General features: G+C 63.2%; 9 protein-coding genes. All 9 read right to left on the reverse strand.

All coding sequences use genetic code 11. From position 1 onward, the window contains the following. Window positions 1–123: 123 nt before the first annotated feature. Window positions 124–951 (reverse strand): glutamate racemase, encoded by an 828-nt coding sequence (locus H6678_15485; protein ID MCB9475204.1) that lies wholly within the window; start codon window positions 949–951, stop codon window positions 124–126. Then, complete coding sequence (gene murD, locus H6678_15490; protein ID MCB9475205.1) at window positions 951–2,288, reverse strand: UDP-N-acetylmuramoyl-L-alanine--D-glutamate ligase; 1,338 nt, start codon at window positions 2,286–2,288, stop codon at window positions 951–953. The genes H6678_15485 and murD overlap by 1 nt, the downstream gene beginning before the upstream one ends. Next, window positions 2,272–3,777, reverse strand: coding sequence for a UDP-N-acetylmuramoyl-L-alanyl-D-glutamate--2,6-diaminopimelate ligase (locus H6678_15495; GenBank protein MCB9475206.1), 1,506 nt, complete (start codon window positions 3,775–3,777; stop codon window positions 2,272–2,274). Before H6678_15495 ends, murD begins: the two co-directional genes overlap by 17 nt. A 2-nt stretch (window positions 3,778–3,779) precedes the next feature. Next, window positions 3,780–5,111: a sugar transferase gene (locus H6678_15500; protein MCB9475207.1), complete on the reverse strand. Its 1,332-nt coding sequence runs from the start codon at window positions 5,109–5,111 to the stop codon at window positions 3,780–3,782. Continuing rightward, window positions 5,108–6,025, reverse strand: coding sequence for a glycosyltransferase family 2 protein (locus H6678_15505; GenBank protein MCB9475208.1), 918 nt, complete (start codon window positions 6,023–6,025; stop codon window positions 5,108–5,110). Before H6678_15505 ends, H6678_15500 begins: the two co-directional genes overlap by 4 nt. After that, entirely contained in the window at window positions 6,022–7,095 is a 1,074-nt protein-coding gene (rlmN, locus tag H6678_15510) for a 23S rRNA (adenine(2503)-C(2))-methyltransferase RlmN (protein ID MCB9475209.1), read from the reverse strand. The genes H6678_15505 and rlmN overlap by 4 nt, the downstream gene beginning before the upstream one ends. A gap of 121 nt (window positions 7,096–7,216) precedes the next feature. Beyond that, window positions 7,217–7,591 carry a response regulator gene (locus H6678_15515; protein MCB9475210.1) on the reverse strand — a complete coding sequence of 125 codons (375 nt, stop codon included), beginning with the start codon at window positions 7,589–7,591 and terminating at the stop codon, window positions 7,217–7,219. A gap of 350 nt (window positions 7,592–7,941) precedes the next feature. Then, window positions 7,942–9,753, reverse strand: coding sequence for a redoxin domain-containing protein (locus tag H6678_15520; GenBank protein MCB9475211.1), 1,812 nt, complete (start codon window positions 9,751–9,753; stop codon window positions 7,942–7,944). A gap of 558 nt (window positions 9,754–10,311) precedes the next feature. Continuing rightward, window positions 10,312–12,390 (reverse strand): TlpA family protein disulfide reductase, encoded by a 2,079-nt coding sequence (locus tag H6678_15525; GenBank protein MCB9475212.1) that lies wholly within the window; start codon window positions 12,388–12,390, stop codon window positions 10,312–10,314. Window positions 12,391–12,665 lie beyond the last annotated feature (275 nt).

The following is a 12,665-nucleotide window of genomic DNA, read 5'->3' on the forward strand; positions in this document are numbered from 1 at the left end:
AAGGACCGCAGCGCGGGCCAAGTTTGCGCGGCGCGAGGCCTGCTGAGCCTTCTATTGGACCTATCTTTTCTTCGCGAAGAAAAGGTAGGAGAACGCCCCCCGCGCAGGGAGCCTGGTGTCACATCACGCGCCCTCGCGGAACTCGCGGGATTCGACGTCCACCAGTTGCAGGTCCTCGGGGATGCCGGGCAGGATCAGGCGGGCCAGGCGTTGGTAGGCGGGGGTGCGGTCGCTGAAGAAGTAGCTGCAGTTGCCCTGGCCCAGGCTGGGGTTCAGCAGGTCGGCGGCCAGCAGGCGTTCGGCCAGCAGCTCGGCGGTGCCCTGGGCGGCGTCGGCCACGGCGAAGCCGCTGCCCAGGATCTGGCGGATCACGGGTTCCAGCAGGGGGTAGTGGGTGCAGCCCAGCACGACCGTGTCCGTGTCGAACTCGCGCAGGTCGCCCAGATAGTGCTCGACGACGGTTTCGGCCACGGGGCCGTCGACGATGCCGTCTTCCACCATCGGCACGAAGAGCGGGCAGGCGCGGCTGAGAATGCGGGTGTCCGGGGACAGGGCCTCGATCGCACGCGTGTAGGCGCGGCTGCGGATGGTGGATTCGGTGCCGATGACCGTGATCCGTCCGTGAGTCGAGAGGGCCACCGCGCGGCGGGCGCCGGCTTCGACCACGCCCAGGATGGGCACGCCGACTTCCGCCTCCAGTTCGGGCAGGGCCAGGGCACTGGCCGTGTTGCAGGCCACCACGATCGCCTTGACATTGCGGCGCAGCAGAAAGCGGCAGATCTCGCGGCTGAAGCGGGTCACCACGGCCTGGGACTTGATGCCCCAGGGCACGCGTGCGCTGTCACCGAAGTAGATCAGGTCCTCACCCGGCAGGCGGGTGGCCAGGGCCGAGAGCACGGTCAGACCGCCCACGCCGGAATCGAACACGCCGATGGGCGCCGAAGAAGGCATCAGAGGGCTCCTGCCAATTGGCGGAAGTGGTCGCCGCGATGTTCGTAGTTGCGGTACTGGTCGAAACTGGCGCAGAGGGGACTGAAGAGCACTGTGTCCCCCGCGCCCGTCCGGCTGGCGGCCAGGGCCACGGCCTGGTCCAGCGTATCACAAAGATCGCAGGGCACTCCGGGCTGCAGGCCGGCCAGGATCAGTTCCCGATCGCGTCCGAAGAGAATCGCGCGCGCACCGCGAGCCGTCAGGGCCCGGGCCACATCGTGGAAATCGGGACCCTTGGCTTCTCCGCCCGCCAGAAGGATCAGGCGCCCCGTGGCGGGGGCGCTCAGCACGGCCTGCAGACCGGCGTCGGCATTGGTGGCCTTGCTGTCGTTGATCCAGCGCGCCGGATGCCGGCTGGGCACCGGTTCCAGTCTGTGTGCCAGGGGAGCGAAACGGCGGGCCGCCTCAGCCAGCACGCGGGCGTCCACGCCCAGTTTCCAGGCGGCCAGCGTGGCGGCCATCACGTTCCAGGCGTTGTGACGTCCCTGCAGTTTCAGCTCGCGGGTATCCAGCCAGTCAGCCAGACCAGCGAGTTGGAAGCGGATCATCTGGCCGTCCAGCTGCATCTCGCAGTCCTCGCGGGTGCCGAAGCGCCAGGCAGTCAATCCGGCGGCCCGGACGCGCGGGGCGAAGAAAACATCCTCATCCCCGTGAATCACCACGCCCTCGGGGGCCAGCTGGTGCGCCAGGCGGAATTTGGTGTCACCGTAGGCTTCCAGACTGCCGTGGCGGGCCAGATGGTCCTCGCTCAGGTTCAGCAGCACGGCCGCATCCACGGCCAGATCCTCGGTGGTCTCGAGCTGGTAGCTCGACAGTTCCAGCGCCAGCGCGTCCCAGGGGGTGTCGGCCATGGCCAGCTCGGCCAGGGGCACACCGATGTTGCCGCCGGCGGCCGCGCGCAGGCCGCCCGCTTGCAACAGGGCCGCACAGAGGGCGGTGGTGGTGGTCTTGCCGTTCGAGCCGGTGATGCCCACCAGGTGTGCCGGGACCCAGGAGCGCGCGAAGGAGATTTCGCTGCGCACCGGAATCTGGCGCCGGTGGGCCGCCTGGATCACGGGGTGATTCATGGGCACGGCCGGACTGGGCACGATCAGGCTGGGGTTGCAGGACAATGCGCTCTCGGCGGAAGGCAGCAGTGTGACACCCAGCTCCGTGAAAGATTCCGCAATAGCGGGGGCGAGCGGGCGGTCGTCCACCAGGCTCACCGACCAGCCATTGGCCAGGGCCAGGCGGGCGGCGGCCTGCGCGCTGAGGGCACTGCCGATCAGCAGCAGGCGGGACTCAGGCGTTCCAGACATCGGCCAGCACCTCCCGTTCGTCGAAATGCAGTTTGCCGCTGCCGATCAACTGATAGCGCTCGTGTCCCTTGCCCAGCAGCAGCACCAGATCCTCGGGTTCCGCCATGGTCAGGGCCGCGCGAATCGCTTCGGCACGGTCGGGAATCCACTGGCTGGTTTCGGGGTGAGACAGACCGGCGCGCATGTCCGTCGCGATCTGCAGCGGATCCTCGCTGCGCGGGTTGTCGGTGGTGATCAGCAGGCGATGGCTGTGGCTTTCGGCAATCGCGGCCATCCGCGGGCGTTTGCTGCGGTCGCGGTCGCCCCCACAGCCAAAGACCGTGAATATCCGCCGAGGCTTCAGTTCCGCCAGTGCCGCGTAACACTTCTCGTAGCCATCGGGAGTGTGCGCGTAATCAATGATCACGCGCGCGTGACCGTGCTTTTCGTGCAGTTCGAGGCGGCCCGGGGCACTGCTCAGACCGGCACAGAGCCCGGCCAGTTCCTCGGCTTGCAGGCCTTGCAGACGCATCGCCACCAGCGCTGCCAGCGCGTTCTGTGCGTTGTGTGCTCCCGGCAGGGGAATGCGGTAGCGTTCGCGTGATCCACCGGGCGTGATCAGTTCCAGAATCTGCGCCGACCCATCAACGCGGCGCTTGACCAGTCGCCAGTCCGCGTCCGGGGACACACCGGCCGTGATGCAGCCTGATCCCAGCTCAGCGGCCAGCCGACGGCCCCACGGGTCATCGGTGAAGACCAGCCGCCAGGCTGTCTCCTTCCGTGCCATGAAATCCGCTTTGCAACGGAAATAGTCTTCCATCTCCAGATGGTAATCGAGGTGTTCGGGGCTGAGATTGAGGAAGATCGCTCCATGGAAGCTGAGCCCCGCGATCCGCTGCTGGTCGATCGCGTGGCTCGAGACTTCCATCACCAGATGCCGCCCGCCCGCCTCGCGGATCCGCGCTCCCAGTCGTGACAACTGGCTGGCCCCGGGTGTGGTGAGGCCCGGGTTGAGCTCGGCCGATGGACCGATCCAGCTGCCCAGTGTGCCACAATGGCCGCAGTGCGCATCACGCGACAGCAGCAGGCGATGCAGCAGCCAGGTGGTCGTTGTCTTGCCGTTGGTGCCCGTGATGCCGATGAGCTTCAGCGTGCGCGCCGGATGGCCCTCAAGGGCTTCCGCGGCCAGCGCCAGCCAGGTCCGGGTGTCCTCCACCTGCAGATCCGCCGGACTCCCCGCTTCACCCACGCTGAACACCCCCTGGGCTCGCAGGCTTTCCAGTTGGCTGTGGCCATCGAATCGCTGGCCCCGGATCGCCACGAAGAGATCACCGGAGCGTGCCTGGCGATGGTCCTCGACCAGCGCCGGCCAGTGATCCTCTTCGCCACGGCGCCAGCCCGCGCCCCAGGTCGCGCCCCGAGGCAGGGAACCCGCGAGGACCGGACACAGCGCCCGCAGACTGGTGGCGTCAAGAGTCCGTGGGGCAAGCTGTTGGAGATCGTGCGACATGACTATTCCCGCATTGCGCCCTGGCGCGGATGCAACAGTGAGTACACGCCTTTGTAGAAGGACTCCAGCAGAATCCGGAAGTCCATCCAGAGGCTCCAGTTCATCAGGTAATACATGTCCAGGGCCACCCGGTGGTCCTCGTCGAAGTAGCCGAAACTGGAAACCTGCCAGAGTCCGGTCAAACCCGGGCGTACCCGGTTGAGGCCGGGGCCGAAGTTGCGGTATCCACCCAACTCGCGCTCCAGCAGGGGCGCAGGTCCGACGAGGGCCTGAGTGCCGGCCAGCACGCCCAGCAGCTCGGGCAGCTTGTAGAGGCCGCTCTGGAAGAGAAAGCCCCCATCCTCGTAGCGTACACGCAGCTGCCAGAGATGGACTGCCCGGCCCGACAGATCCCAGCGGGGAATCCGCTTGAGAGGCCGGAAGCCCAGGAAGGGCGCCGAGAGCACGATCACCAGAATCATCAGGGGCAGGGCGGGCAGCACCAGCAGAGTATCCCAGGCGCGCTTCAGCAGCCGGTTCCAGGGATGGGTCAACCTTTGCTCGAGGCCCAGCAGCAACTGGGAGCGCAGGGTGAGGATGCGTGTGCCGGCCAGCGCCAGAGTCGCGGCGTCGGGAATCAGCTTGATGTACTTCAATCGAATCTCGAAACCGCGCAGCAGGCTCACCAGCCGTGTGCGCGGGATGCCCTGCATCAGGATCACCACCTTGTCCAGCCCTTCATCACGCAGCATGCGCGTGATCTCTTCCTCGATCTCCGGGCGAAAAAGCTGGCCTTCATCATCAAGACACTGCTCGGGCGACCAGCTGGCCAGCACGCGATTCTGCAGGTGGAACTCGCTGCTGGCGTCGGTCTCGAGGAACTCCTTCAGTGGCTCGCCGCGGCCAATGACCACACAGGGCACGCGCAACACGTGCAGACGCAACACGGTCCGGATCGCCAGCAGGCGGCTCAGCGGCATCAGCAGCGCCAGCCAGCCCATGGCGATCACGGTGGCCAGCCGACTGAATTCGAAGTTGAGCTTGAACACCACCAGATAGCTGACCGCGACGATGAACAGCAACATGACCACGCGCAGGCTGCCGAAGACCTGGCGGCGCAGGTCGTCCTGTCCGAATCGGTAGAGTCCCGAGGCGATGGCGAAGAAGAGCTGAGCTCCCGCGCAGAGAGCCAGAAAGCCGGACATCTGGGCCAGAGGTTGGGGAACGTGCACCCAAGATGGAAAGAGGAGGGGCAGCAGTTCGAAGCGCGTGAGCCAGGCCAGCCAGAAGGAAAGCAGCAGGCTGCCGGCATCGAGCAGCGCCAGGCTGACCCGAACCAGGTAGCGGGCGATCATCCCTTCTGCCTTCCCAGCACCATCGCCAGAAGTCGGACAAGGGCATACCGCGTGCCCACGCCCGCATAGACCAACCAGTTGACGAACCAGGGATACTGCTGCCGGTAGTGCTTGCGGTAGAAGATCAGCATCGAGGCATGAAAGTGATGCATGACCCAGGTGCCGCTCTTGAGCGAGGTGCCGCGCTTGTGATGCAGAATGTCGATGTCACCCAGGTACCAGATGCTGTGGCCGCGCTGGCGCACCCGGTAGCAGAGATCGATGTCTTCGCCGTAGAAGAAGTAGTCCTCGTCGAAGAAGCCCAGCTCCTTCACCACCGGCAGCCGGCAGAACATGAAGGCCCCCACGCCGCAGTCGATCAGGTAACGCCCGTCCTCGGGCAGGTAACTCAGATCATAGCGCGAGAAGTGGCGGCTGCGGGGAAACAGGGCATTCAGCCCCAGCACCTTGTAGAGCGCCACCAGCGGAGTGGGAAAGCTGCGCCGACAGGCTTTGTCCAGGCTGCCATCCTTGCGCAGCAGGCGACAGCCCGAAATGGCGCAGTCGGGGGTGGCGTCCATGAAATCCAGCAATTGCTGGAGCGCATGGTTGCGCAGTTCCGTGTCCGAATTGAGAAACAGCAGGTAGTCGCCGTGTGACTGATGTGCCGCCAGATTGTTGGCCGCGGCGAATCCCAGCCGTCCACCTCCGGAGAGCACGCGCACGTCGGGAAACTCACGGGCCAGCTGCTCGCCCGAGCCATCACTGGAGCCATTGTCCACCACGAGGACTTCGGTGTCCAGCCCGGCCGCGTCCGTGCGGATGGACTGCAGGCAGGCACGGGTCAGCTCGAGCGTGTTGTAATGCACGATCACGATCGAGATCAGCCGGGATTTCCGCGGCTGCCCCCCGGGCATCTCCATGGCAGCGCTCATCCCGCCTGTGCCTCCTCTACCAGCAATTGCCCGCAGGCGGCACTGATGTCGGTTCCCATGTTCTGGCGCAGCGTGACGGCAAAAGGCGCATTCTTCAGTCCCTCGAAGAAGCGCTCGTAGATCCGTGTGTCACTGCTGGTGAAGCCGCGATTGGTGGGGTTGTAGTAGATCAGGTTCAGCTTGCAGGGCAGACGCGAGAGGCGGCTGCGCAGCCCTTTCAGGTCTTCTTCCGCATCGTTGACACCATCCATCAGGATGTACTCGAAGGTCACGCGGTCACGTTTCTTCTCCGTCCAGACCTTGCAGGCCGCAAACAGCTGATCGAGGTCGTGCTTGCGGTTGACGGGCATCAATGCGTTGCGCTTTTCGTCGGTGATCGCGTTCAGCGAGACCGCCAGTCGGCAGGGCACGTCTTCCTCGGCCAGTTGCAGGATGCGCGGCACCAGGCCCGAGGTGGACACGGTGATCCGCCGCTGCCCGATGGCAAGACCGGCCGGATCATTCAGCAGGCGCACCGCCTTGCAGACCGTCTCATAGTTGTGCAGCGGCTCGCCCATGCCCATGAAGACCACGTTGCGCACCTTCTTGCCCGGCAGGGACTGGATGTACAGGATCTGCTGCAGGATCTCCGATACGTCCAGATGACGCTTGAGACCCATGGTGGCCGTCGCACAGAACTTGCAGCCCAGGGCACAGCCCACCTGGCTGGACACGCACACCGTCTGCCGGTCGCCGAAGTCCATCCAGACCGACTCGATGTGCTCGCCGTCGTGCAGCCGGAAGAGGAACTTCTCGCAGGCACTCACCCGGCTGACCGCATGGCGCACCGGTACCAGCTCGAGCACCTGAAAATGCCGGGCGAGGGTATCCCGCAAATCGCGGGACAGATTGCTCATGGCGGAAAAGTCGAAGACTTGTTTCTGGTGAACCCACTGGAAGATCTGGCTGGCGCGAAAACGGTTCTCCCCAGCACTTTCCAGTACGTCGGCCAGCTCCAGAGGACTCAATCCGCACAGGTTGAGCTGGCTGGTGGACCCGGTAGTCTGCATCGGCTGAAGATAGCCACGCACCCAAGATTTTCAAAGGTGCCCGGGCGAGCTCGACAGCAGGATGGAGGTGCTGATCAGGACATTTTTCACCAGCGCGGTCAGGATTCCGGGGCCGGAGTGCATAGCCCTGGAATTCCGGGGCTCAGGTGGTTTCCAGCAGGTTCTGGAGGATATGCACCAGTTCACCAATGGTGTAGGGCTTGGTGAGTTTGGGGGGCTCGCCGGCAGCGGGCTTGTCCTCCGCAGCATGACCAGAGCAAAGCAGCAGTTTCTGTTCCGGCTGCAGCTCGTGGATCTTGCGACAGACTTCCTTGCCGGTCACGTAGGGCATCTGGTCATCGACCATGACCAGGTCGAAGCGGTCCGGATTGCGAAAGAACATGTCCAGAGCCTCATGGCCGTTGGCGGCGGTCACGACTTCATAACCCAGGAAAGTCAGCAGTTGCTCGCTCGTGCGAAGCAGGATCGCCTCGTCATCGGCCAGCAGGATGCAGGGCTGGGTGTGCGTGGTGTTCATTGAGGCCCTGCTCCAGAATCTCCGGTCACTCAGGACCGCGCCGACAGGCGGTTTTGCATTCCACGGGACTGCTGCCATTTCTGCTGGATGCGTATCACATCCACCAGCTCCCGGTCAGAATATCGTCGTTCGCATGGGGGCATTGAGTGAGTGCCGCGAACAAAGTGCGAGCACGCCTGCTGAGATCTGCGACCGGATGTCATCCATTGGCACCGCGGCGTGGAAATCTTCTGCAATCGTGAAAAGGCATCCAGCGCCGGGGCGCCCAATACTCCGGAAGGGTGGCCGATGAATGAAAAATCCCCGCTCCGGAAACCGGAACGGGGATTCAAGCAAGGCTGGAAGTTGGTCTATTTGACCAGGCTGACCTTGATCAGGTCGCGGGCCTGATTGTCGGCGATCAGCTGGACGAAATAGACACCGCTGGACAGCTTGGCCGCGTCGAAGAGCAGCTCGTGGGTGCCGGCGGGCAGCTGGCCACTGAACAGCTCGGCAACCTGCTGGCCGATGGTGTTGTAGACAACAACGCTGGTCTCGGCGCTGCGCGGGGTGCTGAAACTGACCATGGTGGTCGGGTTGAAGGGATTCGGGAAGGCCTGGTTGATGTGGAAGTCCTCAGCCAGGGCAGGGTTCTCGTTCACACCCGTGTTGCCACTGAAGAAGTTGTCGGCATGATCCAGGAAGATCGACATGGTCATGCTGGCGGGATAGGAGGTGTGGGTACGGCTGGCTTCCACGGGGAATCCCATGAAGATCGCCTTGTAGGTTCCGTTGTCCACGTACACGCCACCGGCTCCGCCGCCCTGCATCCAGTTCATGAAGGGCGTGGCGCCTTCCATGACCGTCAGACGATCGGGATGCTGGTTGTTGGCGGCACCGCCGCTGCCCGTGATCACCAGGTTGGTGTTGCTGAAGAAGGGATCGCCATCGGCACCGGCCAGCAGGAATGCGGTCACGCCCAGATCCTGCTCCAGACCCACATGGAAGTAGTCGGCGAAGAACTGGGTATTCTCGCTGTTGTCCAGAGCATACTGGCTGCTGAAGATCAGCTCGCCGCCATTGTCCATGAAGTCGGCCAGGCCGAAGGCTTCGGTACCGGACACGTCGTTCTGGTTGATGCCACCCAGCCAGATCACGCGGCTGTAACGTCCCAGTTCGTCACCGGAGATTTCGCCGTTGTCGCCGTTCCAGACGTCGTAACCCTGGTCGCGGCTGACGAGTGCGTTGGTGACCCAGTTCTCGTTGTCGTCGGCACCGCCGTCGCTGTCCACGATCAGCAGCTCGGGACGGTCGATGCGGATCATGGTGTGCAGCTCGTTCACATAGGGTTCCTCGGAACCTTCATAGGTGCTCGAGACGGTGATGGTGAAATCGGCCCAGAAGGGCTCGACACCTTCGGCGACGCTGAAGCTGAAGTCCACGTCGTTGAACTCGGTATCACCGGGGGCGATGGCCGGGAAGGTGGTGGAGGCGTTGTTGATGGTGATGCCTTCAGCGGTGGTGCTGAGGGTGGCGGTGGTGGTGAGCGCATCCACGGCGATGCCGGAATTGCTCAGGCTGAAGCCCAGGTTCACCGTTTCGCCGGCATCGGGACGGCCGTCCTCGTTGGCATCGCCGCTGATCATCGTTTCGTTGATCGTCAGCGAGGGGAAGTCGATGGACATGTAGGACTCGATGATGCCCTGGATCACGGGGATGTCGCCGGTGGCGAACCCGACCCAGTTGCCGCGCACGATGCCTTCGGTATCAAGCAGCAGCGTGTGCGGGATGTAACCGGTGCCGTACGCGCCGAAGAGGCTGCCGCAGCCCATCAGCAGCGGGAATGTGACACCGTAGTTGCCGATCCAGTGATTGTTCAGGTAGTCGGCGGGCTCGTTGTCCACGTCGATGTGAATCAGTTCGAAACCGGCGGGATCATAGTTGGTTTCGTACTCGCTCTGCAGGTAGGGGAACTCGGAATTGCAGGGGCCGCACCAGACGGCGCCGAAGTTGATCATGACCACCTTGCCGCGGTAGGAATTCAGGTTCCAGCTGGTTCCGTGAAGGTCCGGACGGGTGGTGTTGCAGGTGAAATCCGGCGGCACGCTGCCGACGGAATACTCCGCCTGGGCCACGCTGGAAAGACCTGCTGCGAGCGCAACAATCATCAAGGTTCTGTTCATGACGGATTTCCCTTTCGCTCTATGGGCTGTACAAATGGTTGGGTACGGATTGCAACATCCACGCACGCAGCCGTGGGGGATGCGGGACTGAACAAAATTCCACTTGTGCGGGTTTGCAACAAGAACCGATTTTCGAAATCAAAAAATAAAATCCGGGCAGCCATGCAAGCGCTGCTGGGGCTTTCGCACCATAACACCGCTATGATCCCAGCCGTCATTTTGCCCCGATTGGCGCGAATGGAATGGATGACCGCCCCATCGGAGGCACACGAACCAAACTCCTTTACCACAAAGAATTCTTGCCACAGCGAAATCATGGCCCGTGCATGATCATTGCAATTTGTGTATCCGCAGGCCGAAGCAGTGATGGCGCCCCACCTTGTGCCGGCAGATCTGCCTTTCATGGGCGAAACAAGCGGAATGGCGAACATCGCCGGATCGCCAACTCTTTCAGAGGCGCACACATGTTTGCCGCGGGCAGATCACCGTCTCTTCCGGAACGGGTTCCGGAGAGACAGATTTAGCTGCCAGACTAACAAACTTCCATCCGTCGCCTGTTCACTCTTCCTGCCGAACTGCGATCACCGTGAAGAATCGCAGTTCGGGTGAGAGCAGCATTCCCAGCGACAGAGCGGGTTGCTGTGAGAGCAGATTCGAGGGGCTGGGTGTGAACCAGGGATCCGCGGCACCATGCACCCTGTACAGCGTGGCTCCGGGCACCGCATCCCATTCAAGGAACACCACGGCGCCACCGAAGAGCTGGATTCTCACCTCCGGTCGGCACAGCTGGTCATTCCAGTTTGCAATGGGCAGGGGCAACACGGGCACATCGTTCATCAGCGTCAGGGGGCGTGCCTGCGGAAGAGATTCTTCATTCCAGACCAGCCCATCCGCGCTGATCGCGAAACGATACTCCTGGGCGAGCGTGACTCCGACGGGAAACACCACGCTGGCTTCGAACTGTCCCGGTTCCTGGCTCTCGGTCATGGAAATCGAACCCGGCTGGCCTTCTCCAAGAGTCGGCCCCGTGCCACTGAGTGACACACCCCCCGCGTACGTCCAGTCATCCAGACAGCCCAGGTCCAGACTGAAGTGTACCTCGATCGGTGCAGTCGAGACCGGGTCGGTGTAGTCGAACCAGGCATCAGCCTGCTCGAGGAACTGGGCCATGGTCAGACTGGCGGGATAGGAAGCATAGTAGCGACTGGCCTCGAGGGGAAATCCGAGGAACATCGCGCGGGATCCCTCCTCCGTATACACTCCACCCGTGCCACCTCCGCTCTGGGTCCAGTTCAGGCAGGCCGTGCCTCCGGGCAGCACCGTCAGCCTGTCGGGTGCCTGATTGTTGGCGGCTCCACCGGAACCGGTGATCACGAGATTGGTGCCGCCGAACGGGCCATCCGGAGTGGCTCCCGCCAGAATGATGCTGGAGCTGGTCAGGTTCTGGTTCAGCGCCACGCGGAAGGTCTCGGCGAAGAACTGCGCGTTCTGTGGGTTGTCCAGCGCATACTGGCTGCTAAGCAGGAGCTTGCCTCCACCCTCGACGTAACTGGCCAGGGCGGCGGCTTCCGTGATGCTCACATCCGCCTGGTCCACTCCGCCAAGCCAGAGCACGCGCGGATAGCGGGCCAATTCTGTGGCACCGATCTCGCCCTGTCCCGCAACCCAGAGATCCACCTCGAGACCGCGCTGTGAATAGGCTGCAAGTGCCCAGTTCTCGTTGTCGTCCTGCGCTCCGTCGCTGTCCACGATCAGGCGCTCGGGACGCCCGATACGCACGGGAAAGGTCAGCTCCGTGATCCAGGGCGTACCCGACCCGGAATGGCTGCTGCTGAGCGTGAGCGTGAAGTCAGCCCAGGAAACCGGAGCGTCCGGGGCCACGCTGAAACTGAACTCCAGATCTCCGTAGCCACTCTGTCCCGCAGGAAGCGCGGGATATGTGCTGGAGTTCGAAACCATCGTGATTCCGGGGTGCAAGCAACTGAGACTGGCCGTGGTGCCCAACGCCTCCAGCGCGTTGCCGGAATTGTGCAGCTGCAGGGCCAGGTTGATGGTTTCGCTCGGATCGGCCCGGCCATCGCCATTGGCATCCCCGCTGAATACCTGCTGGCTGATGTTCAGTACGGGATGTGGTATCACAAGATATGTCTCGATGATCGACTGCAACACAGGAATGTCCCCCGTGCTGAAGCCGACCCAGTTCCCACGCACGATGCCCTGCGGATCGATGATCAGGGTGTGGGGAATGTAGCCCGTGCCGTAGGAGCCGAACAGGCTGGCACAGCCCATCAGGAGCGGGAACGTGATGCCGTACTGCTGCCACCAGTTGTTGAGGGTCGTGGCACTGGCGTTGTCCACATCCACGTGCACCAGTTCGAAACCTTCAGGGTCGAAGTGCTGCTCGTAGTGGCTTTCCAGATAGGGGAACTCCGAATTGCAGGGGCCGCACCAGGTGGCGCCGAAGTTGATCATGACCACCTTGCCGCGCTGGGAGTACAGATTCCAGGAACTGCCGTGCAGATCCGGTCGTGTCGTGGCACAGGTGAAATCAGGGGGCACGCTGCCCACGGAGTACTCGGCGACGGCGGAGCCGATGGACAGAACACAAAGCAGTGCGGAGAGCGAGAGACGTGACATCGTTCCGGACCTTTCGGCAACCATGTGATGAAGAGTGGTTTGCAAGTTGGGCGCGACGAACTCGGTTGTGACCGGTCGCTGGCCCAACATTCCACAAAGACAGCATCGGGGCAAGCGGAAGTTTCCCTTCGGGAAACAAAGGCGCAGCCGCGCTGAGACCGGCTTGTCAAAGACGGATCATGACGAAATGTCCCACCCCCGGATCACCTTCTGGCCCAAATGAAGGAGGTGACTCATGCACGCACAGCGCCATTCCATGCCCCTCGGCCCCAGCC

It is taken from the genome of Candidatus Delongbacteria bacterium (assembly GCA_020634015.1).
Classification (GTDB): Bacteria; CAIWAD01; CAIWAD01; order CAIWAD01; family CAIWAD01; genus JACKCN01.

What these genes read in the sequence shown, in the direction of transcription:
- H6678_15485 (MCB9475204.1), bottom strand. Translation starts at nt 951, where the DNA reads ATGCCTTCTTCGGCGCCCATCGGCGTGTTCGATTCCGGCGTGGGCGGT.
- murD (MCB9475205.1), bottom strand. Translation starts at nt 2,288, where the DNA reads ATGTCTGGAACGCCTGAGTCCCGCCTGCTGCTGATCGGCAGTGCCCTC.
- H6678_15495 (MCB9475206.1), bottom strand. Translation starts at nt 3,777, where the DNA reads ATGTCGCACGATCTCCAACAGCTTGCCCCACGGACTCTTGACGCCACC.
- H6678_15500 (MCB9475207.1), bottom strand. Translation starts at nt 5,111, where the DNA reads ATGATCGCCCGCTACCTGGTTCGGGTCAGCCTGGCGCTGCTCGATGCC.
- H6678_15505 (MCB9475208.1), bottom strand. Translation starts at nt 6,025, where the DNA reads ATGAGCGCTGCCATGGAGATGCCCGGGGGGCAGCCGCGGAAATCCCGG.
- H6678_15515 (MCB9475210.1), bottom strand. Translation starts at nt 7,591, where the DNA reads ATGAACACCACGCACACCCAGCCCTGCATCCTGCTGGCCGATGACGAG.
- H6678_15520 (MCB9475211.1), bottom strand. Translation starts at nt 9,753, where the DNA reads ATGAACAGAACCTTGATGATTGTTGCGCTCGCAGCAGGTCTTTCCAGC.
- H6678_15525 (MCB9475212.1), bottom strand. Translation starts at nt 12,390, where the DNA reads ATGTCACGTCTCTCGCTCTCCGCACTGCTTTGTGTTCTGTCCATCGGC.